Raw genomic sequence first — 26,645 nt, 5'->3', positions numbered from 1 at the left:
CTCTGCCGCTTTTCAATGAACCTGGTTCTGTTTCCGTGTTCGCGCCATCAGGCCGGCGCGCTATCGGGCCAGCACGATCCTGCACGCCGAATGGATCTCGCTGACGGCGGTTTCGATGTCGAAAGCGCGTGATTCTTTTCGTGCGCTTTCCAGGTCGTCGAGAACCTTCTCCACGACCGAGCGCAATGCGACGTCCCGGGTGACCCGCATCCGTCTCGCCACCTCTTCCAGGCCGTCGGGGGAGTAAAGGCGCTCGGTGGGGGTGGCGGTGAAGAGGAAACAGGCGAGCGCCGGTTCGACAGCCGGATCGTCGGCGGTGGAGGTGGAGGTGGGGGCGGGGAGGATCGGCAGGTCACCTTCCGGTATCTCGTAGGGGCGGCGGGGCGCGTCGGTCGGTCTGGTGAAGGCCCGTGCTGGACCGGCCCGGCCGTCGACGATCGTGCCGACGGCCACCACACCCACGGGCAGCAGCCCGGCACAGACGCAGGCGACGGCCAGGGCGGGCCGCCACCGCGGTCGGCCGACGCGCCACAGCACCGCGAGCGCGAGGACCCCGGTGGCGCACAGCGCCCAGAACACCGCCGGGGAGAGCAGTTGACGCGCGACCTCGCGGGGAGCGACGTAGGAGGTGGCGATCTGGCGCTGCAGCCCGAACCACAACGCCAGCGGCACGGAGAGCACCAGACCCCCGAGGACGATCACGGCGGTGACCCCGCGCGCCGGCAGAGAACGCGCCGGAGCCAGCGCCCTCGACCACACCGTGAACACGGCTCCGCCGAGCGCGGCGGCCACCACCAGCGACAGCACGGCGAGCGGTCGGGCGCCTGAGAGCGCGTAGTTGTCACCGCTGATCACCGAGGTGGGGAACAGCCGTTCCCACGCTCCGGCGGCGCGGGGCGACAACTGCGAGCCCACGGCGAGGGCGAGCCCCGACAGGGCGCCGGACAGCAGGGCGTACGCCGTTCCGCCGAGGTCGCGCCAGACCGAGACCGACACCACCGCCGTGATGGCCGTCCCGGCGAGCAGCCCCGTGAGCCAGTACGACAGCAGGACGTTGCCCGAGGTGGCGGCCTCCAGCAGCAGGGCGATCTCGTGGAAGGCGGAGCCGACCGCCGTCCCGGCGATCAGACAGGAGGTGCCCAGCAGCCGGTGGGGCCGGTCCGGCCGCCGCAGCACCCGCAGTCGGCCGCGGTCGTCCGGATGCAGCCGCAGGAACTCGGGCAGCCGCGTACGACCCCCGGCCAGCGACGCCTGGACGGCGAAGGCCATGCCGCCCGGGTCGGCCTCGGCCCGGTCGGCGACGGCGTCGGCCTCGTACTCGCGGATACGGACGAACGCGGCGAAGGCCAGCAGCACCACGGCGGTCATCGAGGCCAGCCGCCACCCCAGGGAGAGCGAGAGGTTCGCCGGGCGGCCGATCGCCGCGACGGCCAGCGGAAGCACCACGACACAGGGGAAGACCCACAGCGCGTGGAACGCGAACCGTCCCCGGCCGACGTCTCCGGCACGCAGATGGGCGACCTCGTGACGCAGGCTCGCGAACGCGATACGGCGGTCGGCCTCGCCCCACGGCAGGCTCTGCGAGAGCGGCGTGTGATGCGCGACGACCACATACCGCCGCCCGAACAGCCCGTACGCCCTCGCCTCCTCCCGTACGCCACCGAAGCTGCCCCGCTTCTCGACGACCGGAGTCGGCGGCTCGGCGGGCGCGTACCCGATGTCGGCCAGGCAGCTTTCCAGGGCCCGGACGGTCCGGTCGGGTACGGGCAGGTCGTAACGCCGCCAGCGTCGTAGGCGCCAGGCGGTGGTGACGACGACGGCGAGCGCGGCCAGGGCGAGGACCGTCGCCGGGCCCAGCAGGGCCACGCCCGTCTCCCGCAGCAGCAGATCGTTCAGACACCGTGTGGTGGCGTCCGGGTCCCCGGACGCCTCGGCCGCGCGCCACAGACAGTCCTCGCGGCGCGATGTCCAGCCGCTCCGGGTCAGTACGCCCCACCAGGTGCCGGCGAACAGCGAGGCCGCGCCCAGCATGAGAAGGAGCAGCAGGAACTGGGTGGAGGTCGGATGGGGCAGGGAGGACGGGCGTGTCACCCGTGGCCGCCCTCCCGTACCCGGGTGCCGGGATCGTCGTCGCCGTCCCGTCCCCGCCGGCCGTCCCGGCCGCGTGCGAGCCAGGCGGTGGCCACCGCCTCCGCCACCGCCGCGGCCTGCTCCGGGGGACAGCCGATCCCCTCGCACTGGGCCGTCACATAGCCCCGGAGCCACTGCGCGTCCTGGGCGCCGAACGGCTGAGCGGGTTGTCCGAGGGCCGAGACCAGTTGCCGCCCGCGCCGGCCGGCCCGCCAGCGCGACACCTTGCCGATCGCGGCGCGGGCGCCCACCTGGACCTGGTCCGCGATGATCTGCGCCACGACGGCCACCACGAGGGACGAGGTGAGGATGGTCGTCGCCAGACCGCTCGTCATGAGGCCGCCGCGCCGGGCGGCGAGTTGATCGACCGTCACCGGATCGACGCGGAATCGCGCCAGTTGCTCTGACAACGCCTGTTCGGACAACGCCCCTTCGGACGGCGCCCCTTCGGACAGTGCCCGTCCCGCCTCGTCGGAATCGACGAGATCCGAATTCTCCGTCCATTCCCCTCGCGCGGCGATCGATCGCAGCGCGAGAAGAATCACCTCTTCCCCAGTGACCACTTCCGAATCGGAATTCACGTGCACCCCCGAACGAGCGTGCTGCTCATGCCCTGATGGTTCTGGGGACTATAGAGGGGATATGCCAGTGGCGACGAGCACGGGGAATCAACTTTCGAAAAAATTCGGATGGTTGTCGATTCCTGAAAGAATGTGCCGCTATTGGCGATAGCCGCTGAGGAACCGTCCGATCCGGCCGATGGCCGCCTCCAGGTCCTCCGTACGGGGGAGGGTGAGGATACGGAAGTGGTCGGGGGCGGGCCAGTTGAAGCCGGTGCCCTGGACCACCTGGATCTTCTCCCTCAGGAGCAGGTCCAGGACGAACTTCTCGTCGTCGTGGATCTTGTGGACCTTGGGGTCGAGGCGGGGGAACGCGTAGAGCGCGCCCTTCGGCTTCACACAGGTCACGCCGGGGATCTCGTTGAGCTTCTCCCAGACCACATCGCGCTGTTCGTGGAGGCGTCCGCCGGGCCGGGTGAGGTCGTCGATGGACTGACGGCCGCCGAGCGCGGCCTGGATGGCGTACTGGGCCGGGGCGTTGGCGCACAGCCGCATGGAGGCCAGCATCGTCAGGCCCTCCAGGTAGTCGCGGGCGTGCTGCTTGGGGCCGGTGACGACCAGCCAGCCGGAGCGGAAGCCCGCGACCCGGTAGGTCTTCGACAGACCGCAGAAGGTGAGGACGACCAGGTCGGGGGCGAGCGCGGCGGCCGAGTGGTGGACGGCGCCGTCGTAGAGGATCTGGTCGTAGATCTCGTCGGCGAAGACCATCAGGCCATGGCGGCGGGCGAGGTCGAGGATGCCCTCGATGATCTCCTTGGGGTAGACCGCGCCGGTGGGGTTGTTGGGGTTGATGATGACCACGGCCCGTGTGCGGTCGGTGATCTTCGACGCCATGTCGTCCAGGTCCGGGTACCAGTCGGCCTGCTCGTCGCAGAGGTAGTGGACCGCCTTGCCGCCCGCGAGGGTCGTCACCGCCGTCCAGAGGGGGAAGTCCGGGGCGGGGATGAGGATTTCGTCGCCGTCCTCCAGGAGGGCCTGTACGGCCATGGAGACCAGCTCGGACACGCCGTTGCCGAGGAAGACGTCGTCCACGTCGACCTCCAGGCCCCGCTCCTGGTAGCGCTGGGCGACCGCGCGGCGGGCCGAGAGGACGCCACGGGAGTCGGTGTAGCCGTGCGCCTGGGGGAGCATCCGGATCATGTCCTGGACGATCTCCTCCGGCGCCTCGAAACCGAAGAGCGCGGGGTTGCCGGTGTTCAGGCGCAGCACACTGTGGCCCGCCTCCTCCAGCGCGTTGGCGTGCTCGATCACCGGGCCGCGGATCTCGTAGCAGACCTCGCTGAGCTTGCTCGACTGCCGGAACTCCATGCGCTTACGCCTCTCCGGTTCATTGGTGTTGCTTGGTTTTACCAAGTAGGTGCTTGGAAAGTCCAACGACATGTCTAGACTGCGTCGCATGTCACCTCGTCGAAGCTACGACCAGTACTGTTCCGCCGCGCGTGCGCTCGACCTCGTCGGGGATCGCTGGACCCTGCTGATCGTGCGCGAACTGCTGGCCGGACCGCGCCGGTACACGGATCTGCACGCGGACCTGCCGGGCGTCAGCACGGACGTTCTTGCCTCGCGGCTGAAGGACATGGAGCGGGACGGGTTGTCGACGCGGCGTCGGCTGCCGCCGCCGGGGGCCGCGTATGTCTATGAACTCACCGAGCGGGGGCGGGAGTTGCTGCCGGTGCTGCAGGCGTTGGGGGCGTGGGGTTCCATGGCGCTCGGGGAACGCCGGCCCACCGACGCGGTGCGGGCGCACTGGTTCGCCCTGCCGCTGCTGCGGGGGCTCGACGGCTTCGCCGCCGGGCTTGTCGAAGTGCGGCTGGAGGAGGGGCGGTTCCATGTGTGGGTCGGCACGGAGGACGGGCCCGTCTACGGGGACGGGGGTGCGCCGGAGACGGCGGATGTGGTGCTGACGATCGACGCGGGCACCTGCGGTGTGCTGGGCCGGGGGGAGCTGAGCTTGCGGGAGGCTGTTCGGGTGGGGCGGGTTGAGGTGGTGGGGGAGGGGCCTCTTGCGAAGGAGCTGAGGGAGGGGTGAGTTTGGGGGTGTGTGGGTTGTGTTTCGGCCGGCGGTCGGTTGTGGTTGCTCGCGCAGTTCCCCGCGCCCCTGAAAGATGCGCAGTTCCCCGCGCCCCCAAAGGGGCGCGGGGAACTGCGCGATCAGCCGCCACCGGGGCCGCGGGTGGGCCGAAGGTGGGGCGTCAGGCTCCCGGTGGCGGGACCCGGGGTGGGCGGCCCGAGCCTCGGGTCAGGTTGTAGCCGCCGATGCCCGCCAGCGCGGCCAGCGCCGCGCCGATCGCTGTCCAGACCCAGCGGTCGCTCCACCAGCCCGAGGCCCAGCCGCCGTCGGGTTCCAGGGAGGAGAGGACGGCGTCCGTCGTGGAGTCCTCGTCCTGCTGGGAGGTGACCGCGACGCCCGGTACCAACGGCTCGGCCAGGGAGCCGTCGACCGCCGCCGAGCCGCCGATGTCCTTGGAGTCGGCCTCGACCTCGACCGCGACCGGCAGTCCGAGGTCGGCCGTGGCCAGCCGGGTCGTGGTCAGCCGGATGTAGTACGTGCCCGGCAGCGGGTCGTCGGACCACTGCTCCGCCCAGGCCCGGACGGTGCGCAGGGTGCAGGACAACTCGACCGAGGTCGCGTCCGCCCCGGCGGTACGGGTCTGCGCCCCGTACTGGCAGGCCTGGCGGCGCCGCAGTCCGTCGTACACGTCGATCTGCCAGGTGGAGGACGACTCGGCGCCCTCCGGGAGCTCGACGGTCGCCCGGACCGTGGGCCGCTGCCGGGCGTCCGCCGGGAACGACCAGTACAGGTAGTCGCCGGTCGAGGCGCTCGCCGTCGCGGTCTGCCCCTGCTCGAACTCCGTCGCCGTACGGAAGGAGGTGCCCGCCTCGGTGGGCGCGTCACCGTCCGCCGAGGGGGACGCGGAGGGGGTGGAGTCGGCGACGGCGGGCGAGACCGCCAGGCCCAGCATCAGCAGGGCGGCGCCCAGTGCACGTGTGATCCGCATCAGTTGGTCCTCCACACCGCGAAACGCCAGCGTGAGAGCCAGCCCCACAGGACGCCCGCCAGGAAGCCGACGAGCACGAGTACGCCGAGCAGCCACCAGCCCCGGCCGAGGCCGAAGGAGGCGACGTCGCTCGCCCGGTCGGGGCCCTCGACGACGTCCACGGTGATTTCCAGCGGCAGACCGGGGGTGGTCTTCACCCCGCTCGCGGGCGAGTAGGAGTGGGTCACCTGGAGACAGACCGTCTCGGCGACGCCCTCGGCCGCCGAGTCGTCATCGTCCTCGGCCTCCGGCTTCGGGTAGCGCAGACCCGTCGAGATCACGTCCGTACGGCCGTTGCCGGCGGCCTCGCCGCGTACGATCTCGCGGTTCTTGACGGTGACCGCCCGCAGCAGCACCCCGTAGTCGGGGTTGACGTCACGGTCGGCGGCGACGCTCACCGAGGCGCGCAGTTCCTGCCCCGGCTTCACCTCGACGCGGTACCAGCGCTGTTGCGCGAACTCCTCGCGGTCGGTGTAGAGACCGGAGGTGAGGGTCTGCGCCTCGGAACACGTGTCGGCGCCCTCGACGGCCTTCGGCACGACCACCGGGTCGGCTGCGCGGTCCACCAACTGGTTGACCCGGTCGGTGAGTTCGTCGCGGTGCTCGATCGAGGTGTACGTACCGCCGGTGGCCTCGGCGATACAGCTGAGCTGGAGCCGCATCTTGGCGTTCGGGACCAGGCCGAGCGTGTCGATGGTCAGGCCGATGCCCTTCGCGGCGATCTCACGGGCCACCTCGCACGGGTCGAGCGGGGCGCAGGTGTCCTCGCCGTCGCTGATCAGCACGATCCGCTTGGTGCCCTCGCCGCCCTCCAGATCGTCGGCGGCCTTCAGCAGCGCCGGGCCGATCGGGGTCCAGCCGGTCGGCACCAGGGTCGCCACCGCCGTCTTCGCCTCGGTGCGGTCCAGCGGGCCGACCGGATAGAGCTGGGCGGTGTCCTTGCAGCCCGTCTTGCGGTCGTCCCCGGGGTAGTCGGCGCCGAGGGTGCGGATGCCGAGCTGGACCTCCTCGGGCGTGGCGTCCAGCACCTCGTTGAACGCCTGCTTCGCCGCGGCCATCCGGGACTGCCCGTCGATGTCCTTGGCCCGCATCGAACCGCTCACGTCCAGCAGGAGGTTGACCTTGGGCGCGGTGGCCGTGGTCTCGTCGGCGACGGCCGTGGACGGAACCCCGACCCCGGCCGTCAGGGCGGCGAGCAGGACGAACACCCCTGCTGCCAGCCGTTGTCTTGTGATCATCGGCGGATCTTATTGACCGAAGGGAGCGGGCTCCAAAACGAGACCGGGTGCCCTGGGCCGGCGAGTTCATGCCGACGGGTTCCTGCCGGTGGGTTCATGCCGACGGGTTCCTGCCGGTGGGTTCATGCCAGCGGGTTCGGCACCTCCGCCCAGATGTCCCCCTCCCGCTCCGGCGACAGCCGCATCAGCGTGTACGCCTTCGTGGGCACCGGCTCTCCCAGCAGCGCCGCGAGATCGGGGGTGCGCGGCAGATCCGGTACGACGGTGGAGAGGGCCTTACGGAGTGCGGGCGTCGAGCCGGCCGTCACCCCGAGGGCGCCCGCGATCAGTCCCGCGAACAGTTTGCGGCGCAGCACGGTCTCGTCGTCCGTGACGATACGGCCGGAGAGGTCCGGGGCGGGGATGCCGTGGCGGGCCAGACGGGCCGGACTGACCCGGATGTCGGCCAGATCGCGGTAGACGAGGCGCAGCGGGGCTCCCGTGGGAGACAGGATCACCAGGAGGTTCTGGCTGTGCGCCTCCAGGGCCACGCCCAGGTCGAGCAGCCGGAGGCAGACCGAGAGGGCGAGCCGGGTGAAGTCGGCCAGCCAGGCGGGGTTCCGGGTCAGACCGGTCGTCGTCAGGGCCCGCACCGGGACGACCTGCTCGCCGGGCGCCGCGTACGTCTGCGGCGACTCGCGCAGCACGGCCGCCAGATCGGGGGAGTGGGCGGTGGCGGCGCCCAGGGTGCGGGTGGTGTGCAGCAGGCCGTCCGTGCGGGCGGCGATGTCCTCGGCGAACGCGGACACCGTCATCGCCGTCTCCACCGAGTAGACCGAGATGTCGCGGACGAAGGAGGTGAGCCGGGCGCTGAAGGCGGTCTTGACATGCGGACCGTCGGGCAGGGCGAGGGTGCGCAGGGACATCAGAGGGTGCGCCGGAACCCCCTCTCGCAAGGGGGACTTGGGGGACTTGAGGACATGCTCTGCCTGCCAGGGATGGACCGGGATCAGTATCCGGTCCCCGTCGCGGAACCGCTCCGGCCACGCCCCCACGACCAGGCAGTCGTCCGCCTCGGCCAGCCCCAGGTCCACGACCGGCCGGTGCTCGGGGCCGAAGGCGAGCTGCTCGGCCACGGAGAACTGGGGACGGGAGCGGCAGTTGGGGTGGAGGGGATGGCCGTCGACCACCCGCTGCTCCCACTCCCAGCTGGTCACGGGCGCCGGGGCGTCCTCCGGCTGGTTCGCCCGGGACAGCGCCATCGAGGCGACGCTGTGGTCGAGTTCGGCCGCGAAGGCGGAACCGTGCGGGACGGCCAGGGCCGCCATGAGGTGTGCCGGACGGTCGTACGCCTTGTCGCCGAGCCGTACTTCGGTGACGTACTCGGCCATGGAGTACGCGTCCGGGTGCGGCCCGTGCAGTCGGCGGCCGTCGGTCAGACGCAGCGTGAGCCCGTCGCGGCCCGGCTCGCGGCGCGCGATCCAGGGCAGCGGTTCGTAGGCGAACGCCCGCCACAGCCGGGACAGCACGGCCGCCCGGGCGCCGGGGAGCGCGGCGGCGTACGGCACGGTCAGATCGGGGCGTACGGCGGCCAGCTCGGCGCCGAGCACCTCCTCGGCATCGGACAACGGACGACGGTCCATGGGCTGACTCCTCGGGTGCGGGTACGGGATCGGCGGATACGCGGATACGGGGCCAGTGACGCGATGGCCTACGACTACTGCCCGTACCCCTTCGTCGCGACGCATGACGGCAGACATACTGATCGTCACGAGTTCACCGTATGGAACGAATGGACCCTGTGGACGCCACCCCTCCCCTCAGCGGTATCGACCGGACCGCCGACGCCGTCGCCATCGCGCCCCTGCTCAACTGCCTTCTCAGGGAGGCGGCGAGACCCGTCGAGGCGGGGGTGCACCGGCTCTCGGCCACCGGGCGCCTCCTGCGGGTCCACGGCACCCGGCGCCCGACGGACCCCGAACTGCTCATCGACGGCTCCTGGCGGCGACTCACCCATACGGAGCTGGTCGCGCTCACCGCCGAGGAACTCCGCCTCCTCACCGGGCTGTCCAACGCCGAGCTGCCCGCCGAGATGCTCGACAGCCGTGAGGCCGTGGCCGCGATCCTCGCCGCCCGCGTCCACGCGAGGCCGCCCGAGGACCCGTACGTCCGCTCCGAGCACTCCCTGATCACCGGGCACCCCTTCCACCCCGCCCCCAAGGCGCGCGGCGGAGGCCCGCCCGCCGACTGGCTGCCGTACGCGCCCGAGGCGTACGCCCGTTTCCCGCTGACCCTGCTCGGCGTACGTGAGGACGTGGTCGTGGAGGAAGGCGACACCTCCGCCCTCGACGCGTTGGGCGCACCTCCTCCGGGCTACCGTCTCCTGCCCGCCCATCCCTGGCAACTCGCCCTGATCGGCCATGAGGTGGCCGAATACTTCGCCGACGGCCGACTCGTACGGCTGGGCCGGACGGAGGGGGAGGTGTGGCCGACGGCCGCGATCCGGACGGTGTATGTGCCGGGGCGGGGGGAGCGGGAGGGGGAGGGGACGGCCGGAGTGGGGGCGATGGAGGACCGCCAGCTCGGCCCGGCGTCCGACCTAGGCCCAACTCTCGGCCGGGCCCGTGAGGGTGATCTCTTTCTCAAGTTCAGCCTCGATGTGCGGATCACCAACGACATCCGTCGGCTGTGGCGCCACGACCTGCTCAAGCTGCGCCGTACGGACTCGGCGGTGACCTCGGCCTTCGCGGAACTGCCGGGCGGCGGCGCCTGGTTGGGCGATCGCGGCTATCGCACCGCCGCCTTCGCCTTCGAGGAGCTGGCCGTCATGGTCCGCGACGGCTTCGGCGTGCACATGGCCCCCGGTGCGACGCCGTTCCTCGGGGCCGCGCTCACCGAGTCGACCGAGGCGTTCCGGGGGAACCCGCTGGCCCGGACCGCCGACCCCGAGGCATGGTGGCGGGCGTATCTGCGCGCGGTCGTGCCCCCGGCCCTCGACGCCTTCCGGCGCCACGGTGTGGTCCTCGAAGCCCACCTCCAGAACACGGTCGTCGCGTGCGACCCCACCGGCACGCCCGTCCAGGTCCTCTACCGGGACGCCGAGGGCGTGAAACTCCTCCCGGACGTCACTCGTGAGACCGGCTGGGAACGGCTGCGGTACTGCCTGATCGTGAACAACCTCCTGGAGATCGCGTCGGCCCTCATCGAGCACCACCCTCGGGTGGACCCGTGGCCCGCCGTACGGGCGGAGCTGGAGCGCCACCGCGACCTCCCCGAGGTCGAGGACCTTCTCAACTCCCCAACTCTGCCCGGCAAGACCAACCTCCTGCTGCGCTGGACGGCGGCCGACGGCGCGGACGCCCGCTACCTCCCCCTGCCCAATCCCTTCTGAGGCAGAGGTATTGACGCGTCCGGTTGCTCCCGCTTAGCGTCTGCCCGGCCTTCCGAACGGCGTTCGGTAAATCGAACAGCTCGTGGCTTCGGTGAGGTCGCAGGCCCCACAAGGGAGTTGTGCATGCCCACGTTTCTCATCCGGCTGTCGGCGATGTGGCTCGCCGCGTGCCTGCTGCTCACCGCCCAGCTCGTGGCCGGTACCGAGAGAGCCGCAGCCGCCGACCCCGGCTATCTGATGACGCATTTCATCGGGGAGGGCGCCACCGGCCAGCAGATCTACTTCTCGCACAGCACGGACGGACTCCACTGGAACGGCCTCAACGGCGGCGGAATGACGCTGCGTTCCACGGTCGGCACCCGTGGCGTGCGGGACCCCGCGCTGGTGCGCGCACCCGGCGGCGACCGCTACTGGATCATCGCGACCGATCTGTGCATCGGCTGCGGACAGTCATGGGACGACGCCATCAACAACGGCAGCCGCAGCTTCGTGGTGTGGGAGTCGACGGACCTGGTCACCTGGTCCAAGCCATGGCTGCTGAACGTGGCCGGCGCGATCCCCGACGGGCGCAACGCATGGGCGCCGGAGGCGATCTGGGACCCGGCCAGCCACAGCTACGTCCTGTACTGGGCGACCAACGGCAACCTCAACGGCGTCCAGAAACACCGCATCTACTACGCCCACACCACCGACTTCCGTACGATCACCGCCCCGCAGATCTATATCGACCGCCCCGGCACCCAGGAGATCATCGACACCCAGATCGTCGAAGTGCCGTCCGGTATCGGTGACTACCGCTATGTGCGGGCCTCCGGCGACGGCCAGATCACGATCGAGGGCAGCGACTCGATCCTCGGCACCTGGACCACCCTCGGCAATCTCTCCGGCATCGGCCTCACCGGCGCGCAGGTCGAGGGCCCGATGTGGCTGAAGTTCAGGGACCGCGACGAGTGGGCCCTGTACCTCGACCAGTACGCCTCCGGCCGGGGCTACATGCCGGTGCTGACCGCCAGCCCCTCCACCCCGTCCACCTCGGGCTCGTACCGGCTTCCGGCCGCAGGCTCCTTCAATCTGGGCGGGACGAAGAAGCGCCACGGCTCGATCCTGAACCTGACGGCCGCCGAGGAGACCCGTGTGCAGGCCCGCTGGGCCAACACCCCGGCGAGGCGCCTGCAGTCCTTCAACTACCAGGACCGCTATGTGCGGCACGCCAACTTCGATGTGCGCATCGACCAGAACATCACCGGCGAGGACGCCCGGTTCCGGCCGAGGCCCGGCCTCGCCGGCTCCGGCACCGTCTCCTTCGAGTCGGTGAACTTCCCCGGCCACTATCTGCGCCATGACGGCTCCGACTTCCAACTCGCCCACTACGACGGCACCACCGCGTTCGCCGAGGACGCCACGTTCCGGCAGGTCGCCGGACTCGCCGACGCGAGCTGGTCGTCGTTCCAGTCCTACAACCACCCCGACCGCTACATCCGCCACTACGGGTTCCAGCTGAAACTCGACCCGATCACCACCGCGCTGGGCCGCAGCGACGCCACGTTCCGTCCGACGGCCTGACGTCACTGACGGGGGCGACCTTCAGGTGCTCCCTCAGCCAGGCCGCCGCGCTGCTGCACGTGAGCAACACCGAACAGTGGCTGAGAAAACACCTCCGCTCCACGGAGTCGCCGACCTCGTAGCACCGGCCGACGCCCACTCCCACGGAGTCCGGCGCTGCCGTTCGCGTACGTCGTCACAGATGGCTGCCGCTGCCCGCGCAGGGGGCGTACAGGCCGGGCAGCCGGGGGCGGGTCGAGCGCGGTCGGCGGTCCTGCGGCACACCGGGGGTGGCGGGAGCGTTCATGGGGTGCCTCCGGTCGGGGCGTACCTGGCATGTCCAGCGTGCGCCCGTACACGGTGCCGGGTCATGGGCCATACGGCCCCATGACGGATCGCCACCGCGGTCACCTTCGTACTCGGCGCCGCGCTCGACGCCCTGGCGCCGATCCCGGTCAGTCCTTCGTCCCGGGTATCCGGTCGTGCCGCCCCAGGAAACGGAAGGCGCCGTCGGTGACCTGGTACAGGAAGTTCATGTTCACCAGCTCCAGGAAGTGGGAGGTGTCCTGGAAGAACCGGATGCGCTTGGCCACCCCGTCATGGGTGGTGCGGAAGAGGCGTTCGGCGACCTCGCCGGGTTCGATCCCCGCGCCCGTGCCGAGCGCGTCCAGGGTGCGGGCGAGCAGACCTACGGCGTCGTACGCCTCGGCGGCCCAGCGGCCGGGTGGCTCGCCGTAGCGTTCGCGGTGGGCGGCGGTGAACGCCTTGGCGGCCTTGGTACCGGCCGCGGCCGGATCGGTGTACGGGGCTTCGAACAGCCAGCCCTCGGCCGCCTCGCCCGCCTCCTTCAAGAAGTCCGGGCGCATCACGGGCTCGAATCCCATGCACGGCCCCGCGAAACCCGCGGCGGCCAGCGCCCGGGCGCAGAGCGCGGCCCGGGTCGGCGAGGTTCCCGTGTAGACGACCGCCTGTGCCCGGGCAGCCAGAGCGGCGTCGGCGGCGGGGCGGAAGTCGTTCTCGTCCGCCGCCACGGAGTGGACGGTGGTCTTTCCCTGGTCGGGAGGGAACTCGCGCAGGTCACTGGCGATGTCCCAGGATGTCTGTCCCGCCGCGCGATCGTCGACGACGGCGGTCCGGCGCGTGGGGCGTACTCGGGTCAGATAGTCGAGGACCGGCATTTTCTTGGCCATCTCGGAGACCGCGGTCGTGCAGACGGTCGGCAGATCGGAGTCGGGCAGTCCCACTGTCTCGGGTGCCAACGGCACGAGGACGAGCGGCATGGACGCGTCCGTGTACAGGGGCGCCGCGGCACCCACGGCGGTCGCGGTCGTGGGGCCGATCACCCCCAGGACCGCCGGGTCCGCGATCAGGCGGCGGGCCGTTTCCCGCGCCCTGGCCGTCTCGCCCCCGTAGTCGAACGCCTTCAGGGCGAGCTTGAACGTCGCGTCGGCACGGCTGTTGTGGACGGTGACGGCGAGCCGGGCCCCGCGCTCCAGAGCCGTCCCCAGGGTTTTCTGCGGCCCTGTCAGGTCGAGCTGGAGGCCCAGGGTGCGGGTCGGCAGGGCGTGCGGGGTGCCGCCGGTCGAGCTGTCCTCGCGGGTGAGCAGGACGGCGGCCCCGGTGCCGGACGCGGCGAGTACCGCGGCGGCCGAACCGACGACGGCGAGGAGACGGCGGCGCGAGGGCGGGCGTGCCGAGTCCCCGCCGGACCGTTCCGGCGGTGTGGTGGCGGCCGGCCGGGGCGGCGGGTCGAGTGCGCGGGCGGACCGCTCGGCCACCAGCCGCAGCACCTCGGGCGGCAGCCAGTCGCCCCGGCCGGTGGGGTCGGCCGGGGCACCGGCGACCCCGTCCAGCCGTTGCCTGAGGTCGGCCGCCGTGGGCCTGCGCCCGGGGTCCTTGGCCAGGCAGTCGATGACCGCCGCGACCACCGGCGGCGGCAGGAGCCGGTCGAGACCGGCGAGGTCGGGTTCCTCATGGACGGTGCGGTAGATGACGGCCGCGGAATCACCGGTGCCGAACGGCCGCCGTCCGGTGGCCGCGTACGCCAGCACACAGCCCAGGGAGAACACATCGCTCGCCGGGCCCACCTCACCCCCGCCCGTCCGGGCCTGCTCCGGAGAGAGGTAGCCGGGCGTGCCGATGACCGCGTCGGGGGCGGTCAGCGCCGTCGCGCCGCCGTCCTGCGCGATACCGAAGTCGATCAGCCGCGGTCCGTCGAGGGCGAGCAGGACGTTGCCGGGCTTGACGTCCCTGTGTACCAGCCCCGCCGCGTGCACCTCCGTCAGGACCCGCGCCAGCAGGCGGCCCAGCGTGACGACGGTGTGCGCGGGCAGCGGCCCGCGGCTGTCCACCGTCTCGGCCAGCGACGGGCCGGGCACGAAGGTGCTCGCCAGCCACGGCTCGCGCGCCTCGGTGTCCGAGGCCGTCACCGGCACCACCCAGCGGCCGGTGAGCCCGGTCGCCAGCCGTACCTCGCGCCGGAACCGGGCCCGGAAGGCGGGATCGGCGGCGTGCTCGGCGCGGATCATCTTCAGTGCCACCAGGGCCCCGGCCTCCGTACGGGCCAGGTAGACCACCCCCATGCCGCCCGCCCCCAGCCGGGCCAGCAGCCGGTGCCCGCCCAGGGACCCGGGGTCCTCAGCCCGCAGAGCCCTCATCACCCGTCCCCTTTGCTCTCGGAAACCCTCGGAAGCTCTCGGAAACCCTCGGAAACCTCGGAAGCCCTCAGAAGAAGTCCACCGAGCGGACGTAGGCGAACCGGCCGCCGTCCACTCGGTGGTGATGGAAGCGCGGCGCCTTGAGCCATTTGTTCTCGCCGAACGCGTAGGTGGTGACCAGCCCCTTGAACTCGGCCTTCATCAAGGCCTCGTTGACCTGCGCACGGCTCGGGCGCCGACCGCTCTTCGCGGCGAGTGCGGTGAGCCGGTCGATGAGCAGGCGTGTCACGTCGTACGCCTCGGCCCCCCAGGCGGCCGGAGCGCCGCCGTACCGTTCGCGATGGGCGGTCGCGAAGTCCCGCACGGGCTCCGCCTCCGGAGCGATGTACGGGGCCAGGACCTGCCAGCCCTCGGCCGCGCTGCCCGCGGTGGCGATGAACGACGTCGTGGCCAGGGAGTATTCGAGGAACCGCGGACCGTCGAAGCCCTGCTCGGCCAGGGCCCGGGCGACGGCCGCGGCGCGCTGAGGGGTGCCCATGTAGCAGAGGCCGTCGATGCCGTGGCCGAGCATGTCGGCGACCACGGAGGACAGGTCGGGCGCGATGGCCGGGACGACCCGTGTGTACAGGTCCAGCCGATGGCTCTTCGCCGTGCTGGGGACGAGGGGGGCGGTCTCCAGTCCGACGGTCCCGCCCGCGCGGTCGGCCAGCAGACCCGGGCGGCGGGACCCCGACACCGCGAGCGAGGTGACCGTGCGGACGGCGGCGAAGTCCGCTGTCGGCGTGGCGTGGAAGTAGACCCGTGAGTCCGTCAGCAGGACCGCCGTCGCCGCGTACGGTGAGAGCTCGGAGACGGTCAGCAGCGGCATCCCGACGCGCTCGTAGATCTCCAAGGCACCCAGGACGGACGCGTATCCGGTGGGGCCGAGGACGGCGAGGACCTCCTTGTCACGCGTCAGGCGCCGGGCCGCCCGCTGGGCCCGCGCGGTCTCACCCCGGTCGTCCACCACCTTGAGCGTCAGTGTGAACGGCTTGTCCTCGCGGGCGTTGAACCGTTCCACGGCCAGCCGGGCGGCCCGTTCCTGCGCCCTTCCCGCCTCCTGCTGCGGGCCGCTCAGATCCGCCTGGAGCCCGATGACCCGGCGGGGACCCGTGGACCGCGCCGCCGGAGTCTCCTCACCGTCCCGCAGCGCCGCCCGCAGCGCCGCGCCGCCGCCCGCCGCGAGCACGGCCGCGCCGCCCGCGGCCAGGGCCAGGACGCGCCGGCGGCCCGGTACTCGGAGCGGGGCCTCGCCCGGGACCTCGCCCGGGACCTCGGTGGGCTCGATACCGGGCAGGGCGAGAAGCTCGGCCGACCGGTCCGCGACCATCCGCACCACGGCGTCCGGCAGCCAGTCGATGGACCCGTCCGGGGCGTCCTCCACCAGCTCCGCGTCCAGCTCCGCCGCCGTGGGGCGGCGTTCGGGCTCCTTGTCCAGGCAGCGCGCCAGCAGCGCCCGCAGCCCGTCGTCCCCGACATCGTTCAGTTCCGGTGCGTCGTGGACCGTGCGGTACAGCAGCGCGTCCACGGCGCCTGTCCCGAACGGCGGCCGTCCGGTGGCGGCGTACGCCAGGACGCAGCCCAGGGAGAACACATCGCTCGGCGGGCCCACCCGCTGGGCCCGTGCCTGCTCGGGGGCGAGGAATCCGGGCGTGCCCACCACCATGTCGTCCGTGGTCAGCTCCGTCGCCTCGGCGGCCGTGGGCCGCGCGATGCCGAAGTCGATCAGCCGCGGCCCGTCGAGGGCGAGCAGGATGTTGCCGGGCTTGACGTCGCGGTGCACCAGGCCCGCGTCGTGCACCGCGGACAGGGCCTGAGCGAGCATCTTGCCCAGCACCCGCACCGCGCGCACCGGCAGCGGCCCGCACACCGCGACCGCCTCGGCCAGCGACGGCCCCGGCACGAACGCCGTCGCCAGCCACGGCGCCTCGGCCTCCGCGTCGGCGCCCAGCACCGGCACCACCCAGGGGCTGTCGACCCGGCCGGCGGAGGCCGCCTCACGGCGGAACCGGGCCCGGAACTCCGGCTGCTCGGCGAACTCGGGCTGGATCACCTTCACCGCGGCCAGTTCCCCGGCCCCGGTGCGGGCCAGGTAGACCACGCCCATGCCGCCCGCGCCCAGCCGCCCCAGCAGACGGTGCCCGCCCAGCCACGACGGATCGGACGGAACCAGCCGCTCCATCACTCACCCCCCGTCGTGCCCGGAGCGGACGCGCTCGGCGAGCCCTCCGCCTCCGGCGAGGCGGAGGGCGTTCCGTCATCCCATCCGATCGCCGTCTCCAGCCGTGTCGTCGCCTTGGCGTGCGCCTCGACGACCGGCACCGATACGTCCTCACTGGTGTGCCCCCGTCCCCCGCACCCGGAGATGGAGAGCACCACCGGTCCATACGTCACCTGGTACAAGATGTAGGGGTACGGGCCGCCCCGGCTGTCGCTTCGGCACGTGCCGCGCTCGATCACGGAATCGTCGTAGCTGGTGTTGGAGCCCTCGCCGAAGACACTCCCCAGCGAATACAGATCCGTCAGACGCTCGCCCGGCCGCAGCAGCTGCTCCTCGCAGCCGAGGGCCTCCTCCAGCATCCGGGCCTGCTCCCAGGCCGCGTCCAGGGGCGTACGGTGCACGGTGACCGTGGCCGACAGCAGCATCGCCCCCTTGCCGCCCGTCGCGGGCAGCGTGAAGCGCCGGGTCAGGGAGGCCAGTACGTTCTCCGGCAGCTCCTGTTGCTGCCACACGCAGTCCTCGCCCAGCACGGCCCAGCGGCCGGGGTCGCCCTCGTACGGCGTCGCCCGCACCACCTCCGCCCCGAACAGCTCCGGCCCGGGAATCACCTCCCCGATCAACTCCCGCGCCTGCACCCCGGTCTTCGGCTGCTTCGCCGTATCGAAACTCGGTGTCGATGCCGCCCCGGCCCCTCCAGCCGCTCCGGCCCCACCCCCCGCTCCCGCGTCCGTATCGGCGCTCCGCCCGGCCCCCGGTGTGGCCGCACCGGCCGTGCCTTCGCCATCGCCACCGCCTCCGCCGCCGGTGCACCCGAGCAGTGAGATCCCGCACGCCACGAGGACCCCGCAGACGCGCAGTGCTCTCGCACACACCACGATTCCCCCCTGCCCCTTTGATCGCTCCCGAGTTCTTTCCCCCGCTGCTTTCCGCCGCCCCCGCACCCCCGTGCTCCGGCGCACCGACGGAACCGCGCCGACGGCTGACGCATGTCCGTACCGATGCGGCGCGCACGCCACGCGGTTCCGCGCCGCATCCGGCGCCCCTGCCGCGCACCACTCTCCCGGCCGACCGAATGCTACCTACCGATTGCCCAACTCCCAGTAGTCGCAAGCCAGTTAAGGCCATGCGGCAAGAGCGGAGGGCGGACTGGGCCGACCGGGACCCCGGCGGCGCGTCGGACCGAGGATTCCGGGTGCTCGGCGATGCCGCCGGACAGACACGGGAATCGACCCGGCGGATGCGGCCGGACCGCCGGCGCGGCCGCGGCGCCGACCCGTCGACCGGTCTCCCGCTGCTGCGAGCCGACCTCGCGCGGGCCATGCCCCGGTCCGATTCGGGCGACCGGGCACTGCACATCGGCTGCCGGGCGGTCATGACTGCCCGGTCCACTGGCCTTGCGGAGGTACCGAGACCACTGCGGCGGTCGACTCCTCGCCGGCGGTCACCCTCGGTTACTATGCTCACTTCATACCGGAGGTCGGAAGCAAGGTGCGGACGACGCAGAGCGTGGATTTCAAGGCTGAAGAGCGGGGTGGCCTGGGAAAATGCTGAGAGAGGTCACCGCGACCCGCTACATCGAGCCCCTGCGTTCCGGCGGCTCCGTCCCCGGCATCGTCGAGGCCGATGACCTGGGCACCTACGTCGTGAAGTTCACGGGCTCGGCGCAGGGCCGCAAGGCGCTGGTCGCCGAGGTGATCGTGGGCGAGGTGGCCCGCGCGCTGGGGCTGAGGTTCCCCGAACTGGTCCTCGTCCACTTCGACCCGGCGATCGCCGCCGACGAGCCCCACCAGGAGGTACGGGGCCTGCATACCGCTAGCGCGGGCCTCAACCTCGGTATGGACCATCTGCCGGGTGCCGAGGACTTCACCCCCGAGGTCGCGAAGACCTTCCCCGTCGATCCCCTGGAGGCGGGCCGCATCGTCTGGCTGGACGCCCTCACGGCCAACGTGGACCGTACGGTCCACAGCTCCAACCTGATGATCTGGCCGACGTTCGGCATCACCCCGCCGCGTCTCTGGCTGATCGACCACGGCGCGGCCCTCGTCTTCCACCACCGCTGGGACACCTCGGACCCCACCAAGGCGTACGACTTCCGCCACCACGCCCTCGGCCACTACACCCCCGACGTACGCGCCGCCGACGCCGAGCTGGCGCCGAAGGTCACCGAGGAACTGCTGCGGGACATCGTCGCCGAGGTCCCGGACGCCTGGCTGGCCGACGAACCGGGCTTCGCCACGCCCGACGAGGCCCGCGACGCCTACGTCCGGCATCTGGTCGCCCGCGCCCGGGCCTCCGAGGCGTGGCTGCCCACCGACTTCCCCTCCCGGGAGGAACTCGCCGCCGAGGACGCCCTCCGCGCGGCGAGGACACAGCGAGGCCGCCCGAAATGGCTTCAGCGGGTCCCCGACCTGCACGGCAAACCGGCGGCGGAACAGGATGGGGCGGTACACCTCGGATGAGCCATGTCGTACAGAGCCATGTCGTACAGATCGAGTACTGCACCCAGTGCCGCTGGCTGCCCCGCGCCGCCTGGCTGGCCCAGGAACTGCTGACCACCTTCGAGACCGACCTCGCCGAACTCTCCCTCAAGCCCGGCACCGGGGGAGTCTTCGTCGTCCGCGTCAACGACGAGGTCGTCTGGGACCGCCGTGAACAGGGCTTTCCCGAGCCCACGGCCGTCAAGCAGGCCGTACGCGACCGAGTGGCCCCGGGAAGGTCCCTGGGCCACTCGGACAAACCGTCTTCCTGAAGGGTCAGCCGCGCAGCTGCTCGTACGCCGGCAGGGTCAGGAAGTCGACGTAGTTCTCGTCGAGGGAGACCTCCAGGAGCAGATCGTGGGCCTGCTGCCAGTGGCCGGCGGCGAAGGCCTCCTCGCCCAACTCGGCGCGGATGGCGGCCAGTTCCCCGGCGGCGACCTCGCGGGCCAGCTCGGGGGTCGCCTTCACGGTGGCGCCCTCGTGCTCGAACTCGACGCCCGCGTTGATCCACTGCCAGATCTGCGAGCGGGAGATCTCGGCGGTGGCCGCGTCCTCCATGAGGTTGAAGATGGCGACGGCACCGAGACCGCGCAGCCAGGCCTCGATGTAACGGATGCCGACCTGCACGGCGTTGACGAGGCCCGCGTACGTGGGCCTGGCGTCCAGCGAGTCGATCGCGATCAGGTCGGCCGCCTCGACGTGGACGTCCTCGCGGAGGCGGTCCTTCTGGTTCGGCCTGTCGCCGAGGACCTTGTCGAAGGACTCCATGGCGATCGGGACGAGGTCCGGGTGGGCGACCCAGGAGCCGTCGAAGCCGTCGCCGGCCTCGCGGTCCTTGTCGGCGCGGACCTTCTCGAAGGCCACCTTGTTGACCTCGGCGTCCCGGCGGGAGGGAATGAAGGCCGCCATGCCGCCGATCGCGTGGGCGCCGCGCTTGTGGCAGGTGCGGACGAGGAGTTCGGTGTACGCCCGCATGAACGGGGCCGTCATCGTCACCGCGTTGCGGTCCGGCAGGACGAACTTGGCGCCGCCGTCACGGAAGTTCTTGACGATGGAGAACAGGTAGTCCCAGCGGCCGGCGTTCAATCCGGAGGCGTGGTCGCGGAGTTCGTAGAGGATCTCCTCCATCTCGTACGCCGCCGTGATCGTCTCGATCAGGACGGTGGCGCGGATGGTGCCCTGGGGGATGCCGACGTAGTCCTGCGCGAAGACGAACACCTCGTTCCAGAGGCGGGCTTCGAGGTGCGACTCCGTCTTCGGGAGGTAGAAGTACGGGCCCTTGCCGAGGTCCAGCAGCCGCTGGGCGTTGTGGAAGAAGTACAGCCCGAAGTCGACGAGCGCGCCGGGCACCGCCTTGCCGTCCGCGTCCACGAGGTGCCGCTCGTCGAGATGCCAGCCGCGCGGACGCATGACGACCGTCGCCAGCTCCTCGCTCGGCCGCAGGGCGTACGACTTCCCCGTCCTCGGGTCGGTGAAGTCGATGTTCCGGGTGTACGCGTCGGCCATGTTCACCTGGCCGAGGATCACGTTCTCCCAGGTGGGCGCCGAGGCGTCCTCGAAGTCGGCGAGCCAGATCCGCGCACCCGAGTTCAGGGCGTTGATCGTCATCTTGCGGTCGGTGGGGCCGGTGATCTCGACCCGGCGGTCCAGCAGCGCGGGCGGGCAGGGGCCCACCTTCCAGGAGTCGTCCGCGCGGATCGCGGCGGTCTCCGGGAGGAAGTCGAGCGTCGAGGTACGGGCGATCTCGCCGCGGCGCTCCGCCCGTCGGGCCAGCAGCTCCTCACGCCGGGGAGTGAACCGCCGGTGCAGCTCGGCCACGAAGTCGAGGGCCGCGTCCGTAAGGACCTCGTCCTGGCGGGGCAGGGGCTCGGCGTCGACGATGGCCAGCGGGGACGGCGCTGGTGCGGACATGAGCTGTCACTTCCTTCGGCGGGCATGGCACCGGGTGTCGGTCGACCCGGGTGGGACGGTCTGCGCCCCGGGAATCGAGAGGGCGCTTCTGAAACGTGGATAGTAGTTTCCTCATGGTGGAAGTTCAATGTTTTGTTGACGTCGAGATTCTTCGGGACGAGCGGCTGTGGCGTCGGGTTCGATCGCGATGGTCCGGTCGAGATGGGTGGGTCGAGATGGATCAGATCGGTCGAGATGGATCAGATCGGCCTCCGTGTCGATGTCGTACGGCCGTGCCACGTCCCCGCACTCGACGAGCGTGATCGCGTCCGTGTGCTCGTTCAAGTACGCACGCGCCCCCCGGTCGCCGGTGGCGGCCGCCGCGATCCCGGCCCAGTGATCGGCGCCGAAGAGCACGGGATGCCCCCGCTCACCGCCGTACGCCGCCGCCACGAGTGCCCCGCGCGCCCCCGTCACCCCTCCCGCTCGGTACGCGGCGAGGACGCGGCCCACGGCCTCCGGCCCGATCCCCGGCTGGTCGACGAGCGAGACGAGGGCCGCCTCGGCGCCGGTCCCGGCCAGGGACTCCAGCCCCGCCCGCAACGACGACCCCATACCCTCCTCCCACGCGGGGTTGTCCACCACCGCGCAACCGGACAGATCGGCCCGCTCCCGTACGACCGCCGCCCGCGCCCCCAGGACCACATGAACCCGGGAGCAGCCGCCGGCCCGCAACACTCCGACCGCGTGTTCGACGAGCGGGCGCCCATGATGGGGGAGCAGAGCCTTGGCCCGCCCACCGAGCCGCCGCCCCCCGCCGGCGGCCAGCACGAGCCCGACGACGCCTCCCGCGCCCGCACCGCGCCCCGCCTCCACGCCTCTCCCGGGCGCTGTTCCCCGACCTCCGTTGTGTGTCATGCCCCCTGCATACCCGACACCGGGCGGGAGTGCCTGCGGCGGGTCTGCGGGCCGGGTGGTGTCGGGGGACTGAATTTCGGTCCGTGGAGTGGCGCGCGCCACACCGATTGGCGTTTACTGGCCCGCGCCACCCCCGGCGCCCGACCGACCCCAGGGGAGGCCGACCGTGCGACGGCGTACGGCCGGGGGCGCGCGTACAGGGGTGTGCGCGAGGGGGGGGAGAGCTGTGTTGCGGAGCTTGGGGCAGAGGCCAGTGACCGGCAGTGACGAGGACCCGAGGGTGACGGAGTTGCGCTCGGCCGTGTCCCGATTGCGACGTGAACTGGCCGCGCATCCGGCGGAGTTCCCCGACCGGGGCATAGCCGAGGACGAACTCGCGGCCCTGGCCGCGATGGCCGCGAACGGCACGCCGGAGGCACCGCGTTTACGCCGCTCGCTTCTCTTGATCGCCGGGTCGATCGGGTCGGTCAGCGCGCTGTCGAGGGGGTTGAGGGAGGTACGGAGCGCGGTGGACCGGTTCGGGCCACCGCGTAGGTGAGGGGCGCCTTATGGCTCGGGGGGTGGGGTGTGTTGGCGGGTGCGGGTGGGTGGGGGCTGGTCGCGCAGTTCCCCGCGCCCCTGAAAATGCGGGCTGCGCCCTGCATTTTCGTCAGCCCCGGGCAGCAGCAGGTCTGCGCATGCGAGCAACCGCAGGTTTTCAGGGGCGCGGGGAACTGCGCGAGCAACCACAACTCACCCGCGGTCGCCAACGCACCCCACCCCCCGAGCTATCAGGCGCCCCCCGTGCTGGCCAGCGCCTCCGAAAGCTCCGCCGCCACCCCCTGCAAAACAGGAACGATCCGCTCCGTCGCCGCCTCCGTCACCCTCCCCGCCGGCCCCGAGATCGAAATCGCCGCCGCCGTCGGCGAATTGGGCACCGACACGGCCAGACAGCGGACGCCGATCTCCTGCTCGTTGTCGTCGACCGCGAACCCCTGTCGGCGCACATCCGTCAACGCCGCCAGGAAGCCCTCGGCCGTGGTGATCGTCTTCTCCGTGGCCGCCGGCATCCCCGTACGGGCGAGCAGCGCACGCACCTCGTCGTCCGGGAACTCCGCGAGCAGCGCCTTGCCGACGCCGGTCGAGTGGGGCAGCACCCGCCGGCCCACCTCCGTGAACATCCGCATGGAGTGCTTGGACGGCACCTGAGCCACGTACACGATCTCGTCCCCGTCGAGCAGCGCCATGTTCGCCGTCTCGCCCGTCTCCTCGACCAGTCGCGCGAGATAGGGGCGGGCCCAGGTGCCGAGCAGCCGGGACGCCGACTCGCCGAGTCGGATCAGCCGGGGGCCGAGGGCGTACCGCCGATTCGGCTGCTGGCGTACGTAACCGCAGACGACCAGGGTCCGCATCAGCCGATGGATCGTCGGCAACGGCAGCCCGCTGCTCACCGACAACTCGCTCAGCCCGACCTCGCCGCCGGCGTCCGCCATCCGCTCCAGCAGATCGAAGGCCCGCTCCAGGGACTGGACGCCACCGCTGGACGAGGGCGACTTGACGGAGTCGGTGGTGCTGGCGCTGGACGTCGGCACGGGCGCGGTCCTTTCGACATGGCAGAGAGACGCAGCCTACCGGGCGGTTCGGTGACCGCTCGCTTGTGCGTCACTACGTTCTGCGTGGTGGAATTTTAATTCCGGCTTGTGAAAACATCCAGAGTGGGCGCATCGGAGGCAGAGTGGAGGGGTGTGTACGAGGGGTGCGAGGGGCGCGCCCTTGACGGGGTCCGAGCCGGAGTGAAGACTCCTTCAACAGAACGTTGAATTCCGTTACATGGAAGTAAATGCGGAAGTAAACACCGTGAGAGGGGTCCGGGTGTCCGACGCTGAACTGATGCTGCGCTCGACGCGTGTCATCACCCCGGAGGGGACGCGTGCGGCCACGGTCGCGGTCACCGCCGGGACGATCACGGCTGTACTGCCGTACGACGCCGCCCCACCGCCCACCGCCCGGCTGGAGGACTTCGGCGACGACGTCCTGCTCCCCGGCCTGGTCGACACCCACGTCCATGTCAACGACCCGGGCCGCACCCACTGGGAGGGCTTCTGGACCGCCACGCGCGCGGCGGCGGCCGGCGGCATCACCACCCTCGTCGACATGCCGCTCAACTCCCTCCCGCCGACCACGACGGTCGACCACCTTCGTACGAAGAGGGAAGTGGCCGCGGACAAGGCCCATGTCGACGTCGGCTTCTGGGGCGGAGCCCTCCCCGACAACGTCAAGGACCTGCGTCCGCTGCACGACGCCGGGGTCTTCGGCTTCAAGGCGTTCCTGTCCCCGTCGGGCGTCGACGAGTTCCCGCACCTCGACCAGGGCGGCCTCGACCGCTCACTCGCCGAGATCGCCGGGTTCGACGGACTGCTGATCGTGCACGCCGAGGACCCGCGCCACCTCGACGCGGCCCCCCAGCAGGGCGGCCCCAGATACGCCGACTTCCTCGCCTCCCGCCCGCGCGACGCCGAGGACACCGCCATCGCGGGCCTCATCGACCGGGCGCGACGGCTGGACGCACGTGTCCATGTCCTCCACCTCTCCTCCAGCGACGCCCTGCCGCTGATCGCGCGGGCGAAGGCGGACGGCGTCCGTATCACCGTCGAGACCTGCCCCCACTACCTCACCCTCACCGCCGAGGAAGTCCCGGACGGCGCCAGCGAGTTCAAGTGCTGCCCGCCCATCCGTGAGGCCGCCAACCAGGACCTCCTCTGGCAGGCGCTCGCCGACGGCACCATCGACTGCGTCGTCACCGACCACTCCCCGTCGACGGCCGACCTCAAGACCTCCGACTTCGCCACCGCCTGGGGCGGCATCTCCGGCCTCCAGCTCAGCCTCGCGGCCGTCTGGACGGAGGCCCGCAGGCGCGGCCACCCCCTGGACGACGTGGTCCGCTGGATGTCGACGCGTACGGCTCAGCTGGTCGGCTTGGACGCCCGCAAGGGCGCCATCGCCCCCGGCCGCGACGCGGACTTCGCCGTCCTCGCACCCGACGAGACGTTCACCGTCGACCCGGCCGCCCTCCAGCACCGCAACCGAGTGACGGCCTACGCGGGCAGGACCCTGCACGGCGTGGTGAAGTCCACCTGGCTGCGCGGCGAACGCATCGTCGCGGACGGAGAGTTCACCGACCCGAAGGGGCGACTCCTCACCCGTACCCCCTGATCCCGCCCGCACCCGCAGCGGCCCACCACAGCAGAGAGGCAGACCTGATCACCGTGGCGATACCCAGCTTCACCGGCGACGCGAACCCCTACGGCGGCGGCGACCCCTACGCCGACTACCGCACCGCCGACTTCCCCTTCACCCACCACGCCGACCTCGCCGACCGCCGGCTCGGCGCCGGTGTCATCGCCGCCAACGACGAGTTCTTCGCCCAGCGCGAGAATCTGCTGCTGCCCGAGCGCGCCGAGTTCGACCCCGAGCACTTCGGACACAAGGGCAAGATCATGGACGGCTGGGAGACCAGGCGGCGGCGCGGCGCCTGTGCCGAGCACCCCTGGCCCACGGCCGACGACCACGACTGGGCCCTGATCCGCCTCGGCGCCCCCGGCGTGATCCGGGGCATCGTCGTCGACACGGCCCACTTCCGCGGCAACTACCCCCAGGCCGTATCGGTGGAGGCCGCCTCCCTCCCCGGCTCCCCGTCCCCCGAGGACCTTCTCGCCGACGACGTGAAGTGGACGACGCTGGTCCCCAGGACCCCCGTCGGCGGCCACGCGGCGAACGGTTTCCCCGTGGCCGTGGAGCAGCGCTTCACCCACCTCCGCCTCAACCAGCACCCCGACGGCGGCATAGCCCGTCTGCGCGTGTACGGCGAGGTCGTCCCGGACCCGGCCTGGCTGGCCGCCCTCGGCACCTTCGACGTGGTCGCCCTGGAGAACGGCGGCCAGGCGGAGGACGCCTCCAACCTCTTCTACTCACCCGCCACCAACACCATCCAGCCCGGCCGCGCCCGGGTGATGCACGAGTGCTGGGAGACCCGCCGCCGCCGGGACCAGGGCAACGACTGGATTCGCTACCGCTTGGTCGCCCAGTCCGAGATCAGGGCCCTGGAGATCGACACGGCCTATCTGAAGGGCAACGCTGCGGGCTGGGCCACGGTCTCGGTGCGCGACGGAGAGGACACCGACGACTGGACGGAGATCCTCCCCCGAACCCGCCTCCAGCCCGACACCAACCACCGCTTCGTCCTGCCGACCCCGATCCGGGCCACCCATGCCCGCATAGACATCTACCCCGACGGAGGCATCTCCCGCCTACGCCTCCACGGCACGCTGACGGAGGAGGGCAGAAACACCTTGGCGGCACGTCACCGGGATTTGGGCGCCTGATCGCGGAGGGGGGCGGCGTGCCTATTGAGGGGCGAAGCCCCGAACAAAGGGGCGCGGGGCTGTGACATATGCGGCTCCGCCGCGTGGGCGCGACCAGCCCCCACCAACCCGCACCCGCACCAAAACCAGACGCCTCCCTCTCAT

General features: G+C 71.6%; 19 protein-coding genes and 2 pseudogenes. 9 read left to right on the top strand and 12 right to left on the bottom strand.

The window, feature by feature from the left end; genetic code table 11:
* Positions 1–60 precede the first annotated feature (60 nt).
* From ACWD4G_RS29660 to ACWD4G_RS29650, 3 genes are all read right to left on the bottom strand, one after another.
* Positions 61–2,091: a M48 family metalloprotease gene (locus tag ACWD4G_RS29660; protein WP_451298740.1), complete on the bottom strand. Its 2,031-nt coding sequence runs from the start codon at positions 2,089–2,091 to the stop codon at positions 61–63.
* The gene (locus tag ACWD4G_RS29655) at positions 2,088–2,693 is read right to left on the bottom strand and encodes a hypothetical protein (RefSeq protein WP_451298738.1); all 606 of its coding nucleotides are present in this window, start codon (positions 2,691–2,693) and stop codon (positions 2,088–2,090) included. The genes ACWD4G_RS29660 and ACWD4G_RS29655 overlap by 4 nt, the downstream gene beginning before the upstream one ends.
* 156 nt (positions 2,694–2,849) lie before the next feature.
* Positions 2,850–4,058: a pyridoxal phosphate-dependent aminotransferase gene (locus tag ACWD4G_RS29650; RefSeq protein ID WP_451298736.1), complete on the bottom strand. Its 1,209-nt coding sequence runs from the start codon at positions 4,056–4,058 to the stop codon at positions 2,850–2,852.
* An 88-nt stretch (positions 4,059–4,146) separates the two neighbouring features.
* Between ACWD4G_RS29650 and ACWD4G_RS29645 the strand changes: the two genes are divergently transcribed.
* Entirely contained in the window at positions 4,147–4,779 is a 633-nt protein-coding gene (locus ACWD4G_RS29645) for a winged helix-turn-helix transcriptional regulator (protein ID WP_451298734.1), read from the top strand.
* A gap of 163 nt (positions 4,780–4,942) precedes the next feature.
* Here ACWD4G_RS29645 and ACWD4G_RS29640 read toward each other — a convergent pair whose 3' ends face one another.
* The 3 genes from ACWD4G_RS29640 to ACWD4G_RS29630 all read right to left on the bottom strand — a co-directional run bounded on the left by ACWD4G_RS29640 (position 4,943) and on the right by ACWD4G_RS29630 (position 8,648).
* Positions 4,943–5,749, bottom strand: a complete 807-nt coding sequence (locus ACWD4G_RS29640; protein WP_451298732.1) for a hypothetical protein — start codon at positions 5,747–5,749, stop codon at positions 4,943–4,945.
* Entirely contained in the window at positions 5,749–7,026 is a 1,278-nt protein-coding gene (locus ACWD4G_RS29635) for a VWA domain-containing protein (protein ID WP_451298730.1), read from the bottom strand. The genes ACWD4G_RS29640 and ACWD4G_RS29635 overlap by 1 nt, the downstream gene beginning before the upstream one ends.
* Positions 7,027–7,148: 122 nt before the next feature.
* Positions 7,149–8,648 carry an IucA/IucC family protein gene (locus ACWD4G_RS29630; protein WP_451298728.1) on the bottom strand — a complete coding sequence of 500 codons (1,500 nt, stop codon included), beginning with the start codon at positions 8,646–8,648 and terminating at the stop codon, positions 7,149–7,151.
* Between the two features lie 149 nt (positions 8,649–8,797).
* On the opposite strand from ACWD4G_RS29630, the gene ACWD4G_RS29625 reads away from it, so the two are divergent.
* The 3 genes and pseudogenes from ACWD4G_RS29625 to ACWD4G_RS29615 form a co-directional block, all read left to right on the top strand.
* Positions 8,798–10,396 carry an IucA/IucC family protein gene (locus ACWD4G_RS29625; RefSeq protein WP_451298726.1) on the top strand — a complete coding sequence of 533 codons (1,599 nt, stop codon included), beginning with the start codon at positions 8,798–8,800 and terminating at the stop codon, positions 10,394–10,396.
* 123 nt (positions 10,397–10,519) lie between these two features.
* Positions 10,520–11,959, top strand: a complete 1,440-nt coding sequence (locus tag ACWD4G_RS29620; RefSeq protein ID WP_451298724.1) for a glycoside hydrolase family 43 protein — start codon at positions 10,520–10,522, stop codon at positions 11,957–11,959.
* A 29-nt stretch (positions 11,960–11,988) separates the two neighbouring features.
* Positions 11,989–12,081: pseudogene (locus ACWD4G_RS29615) on the top strand (GntR family transcriptional regulator); the annotation flags it as partial.
* A 312-nt stretch (positions 12,082–12,393) separates the two neighbouring features.
* Here ACWD4G_RS29615 and ACWD4G_RS29610 read toward each other — a convergent pair.
* The 3 genes from ACWD4G_RS29610 to ACWD4G_RS29600 all read right to left on the bottom strand — a co-directional run bounded on the left by ACWD4G_RS29610 (position 12,394) and on the right by ACWD4G_RS29600 (position 17,475).
* A complete protein-coding gene (locus ACWD4G_RS29610; RefSeq protein ID WP_451298723.1) occupies positions 12,394–14,595 on the bottom strand; it encodes a protein kinase domain-containing protein in 2,202 nt (733 codons plus the stop codon).
* A 67-nt stretch (positions 14,596–14,662) separates the two neighbouring features.
* Positions 14,663–16,816, bottom strand: coding sequence for a bifunctional serine/threonine-protein kinase/ABC transporter substrate-binding protein (locus ACWD4G_RS29605; RefSeq protein ID WP_451298721.1), 2,154 nt, complete (start codon positions 16,814–16,816; stop codon positions 14,663–14,665).
* On the bottom strand, positions 16,816–17,475 hold the full coding sequence (locus ACWD4G_RS29600) for a hypothetical protein (RefSeq protein ID WP_451298719.1): 660 nt from the start codon (positions 17,473–17,475) through the stop codon (positions 16,816–16,818). The genes ACWD4G_RS29605 and ACWD4G_RS29600 overlap by 1 nt, the downstream gene beginning before the upstream one ends.
* Positions 17,476–18,399: 924 nt before the next feature.
* On the opposite strand from ACWD4G_RS29600, the gene ACWD4G_RS29595 reads away from it, so the two are divergent.
* Positions 18,400–19,314 carry a HipA family kinase gene (locus tag ACWD4G_RS29595; protein ID WP_451298717.1) on the top strand — a complete coding sequence of 305 codons (915 nt, stop codon included), beginning with the start codon at positions 18,400–18,402 and terminating at the stop codon, positions 19,312–19,314.
* A complete protein-coding gene (locus ACWD4G_RS29590; protein ID WP_451298715.1) occupies positions 19,311–19,604 on the top strand; it encodes a SelT/SelW/SelH family protein in 294 nt (97 codons plus the stop codon). The genes ACWD4G_RS29595 and ACWD4G_RS29590 overlap by 4 nt, the downstream gene beginning before the upstream one ends.
* Before the next feature lie 4 nt (positions 19,605–19,608).
* On the opposite strand, the gene aceB is transcribed toward ACWD4G_RS29590, so the two are convergent.
* Positions 19,609–21,243 (bottom strand): malate synthase A, encoded by a 1,635-nt coding sequence (aceB, locus tag ACWD4G_RS29585; protein ID WP_451298713.1) that lies wholly within the window; start codon positions 21,241–21,243, stop codon positions 19,609–19,611.
* Between the two features lie 228 nt (positions 21,244–21,471).
* Positions 21,472–22,140: pseudogene (locus tag ACWD4G_RS29580) on the bottom strand (nucleotidyltransferase family protein); the annotation flags it as partial.
* Between the two features lie 226 nt (positions 22,141–22,366).
* Between ACWD4G_RS29580 and ACWD4G_RS29575 the strand changes: the two are divergent.
* Entirely contained in the window at positions 22,367–22,678 is a 312-nt protein-coding gene (locus ACWD4G_RS29575; RefSeq protein WP_451298711.1) for a DUF5955 family protein, read from the top strand.
* Positions 22,679–22,910: 232 nt separating this feature from the next.
* On the opposite strand, the gene ACWD4G_RS29570 is transcribed toward ACWD4G_RS29575, so the two are convergent.
* Positions 22,911–23,711: an IclR family transcriptional regulator gene (locus tag ACWD4G_RS29570; RefSeq protein WP_451298709.1), complete on the bottom strand. Its 801-nt coding sequence runs from the start codon at positions 23,709–23,711 to the stop codon at positions 22,911–22,913.
* Positions 23,712–23,991: 280 nt separating this feature from the next.
* Between ACWD4G_RS29570 and allB the strand changes: the two genes are divergently transcribed.
* Both allB and alc read left to right on the top strand, forming a co-directional pair.
* Entirely contained in the window at positions 23,992–25,332 is a 1,341-nt protein-coding gene (allB, locus tag ACWD4G_RS29565) for an allantoinase AllB (RefSeq protein ID WP_451298707.1), read from the top strand.
* A gap of 44 nt (positions 25,333–25,376) precedes the next feature.
* Positions 25,377–26,501 carry an allantoicase gene (alc, locus tag ACWD4G_RS29560; protein WP_451298936.1) on the top strand — a complete coding sequence of 375 codons (1,125 nt, stop codon included), beginning with the start codon at positions 25,377–25,379 and terminating at the stop codon, positions 26,499–26,501.
* Positions 26,502–26,645 lie beyond the last annotated feature (144 nt).

Source organism: Streptomyces sp. NPDC002643, assembly GCF_053592555.1.
Note: the sequence above shows the minus strand (reverse complement) of the source record. Positions and strands in the feature narration are given on the sequence as shown.

Coding starts and splice junctions, on each gene's coding strand:
- ACWD4G_RS29650 (WP_451298736.1), bottom strand. CDS start 4,058: ATGGAGTTCCGGCAGTCGAGCAAGCTCAGCGAGGTCTGCTACGAGATC.
- ACWD4G_RS29645 (WP_451298734.1), top strand. CDS start 4,147: ATGTCACCTCGTCGAAGCTACGACCAGTACTGTTCCGCCGCGCGTGCG.
- ACWD4G_RS29640 (WP_451298732.1), bottom strand. CDS start 5,749: ATGCGGATCACACGTGCACTGGGCGCCGCCCTGCTGATGCTGGGCCTG.
- ACWD4G_RS29635 (WP_451298730.1), bottom strand. CDS start 7,026: ATGATCACAAGACAACGGCTGGCAGCAGGGGTGTTCGTCCTGCTCGCC.
- ACWD4G_RS29630 (WP_451298728.1), bottom strand. CDS start 8,648: ATGGACCGTCGTCCGTTGTCCGATGCCGAGGAGGTGCTCGGCGCCGAG.
- ACWD4G_RS29625 (WP_451298726.1), top strand. CDS start 8,798: ATGGACCCTGTGGACGCCACCCCTCCCCTCAGCGGTATCGACCGGACC.
- ACWD4G_RS29620 (WP_451298724.1), top strand. CDS start 10,520: ATGCCCACGTTTCTCATCCGGCTGTCGGCGATGTGGCTCGCCGCGTGC.
- ACWD4G_RS29610 (WP_451298723.1), bottom strand. CDS start 14,595: ATGAGGGCTCTGCGGGCTGAGGACCCCGGGTCCCTGGGCGGGCACCGG.
- ACWD4G_RS29605 (WP_451298721.1), bottom strand. CDS start 16,816: ATGGAGCGGCTGGTTCCGTCCGATCCGTCGTGGCTGGGCGGGCACCGT.
- ACWD4G_RS29595 (WP_451298717.1), top strand. CDS start 18,400: ATGCTGAGAGAGGTCACCGCGACCCGCTACATCGAGCCCCTGCGTTCC.
- ACWD4G_RS29590 (WP_451298715.1), top strand. CDS start 19,311: ATGAGCCATGTCGTACAGAGCCATGTCGTACAGATCGAGTACTGCACC.
- aceB (WP_451298713.1), bottom strand. CDS start 21,243: ATGTCCGCACCAGCGCCGTCCCCGCTGGCCATCGTCGACGCCGAGCCC.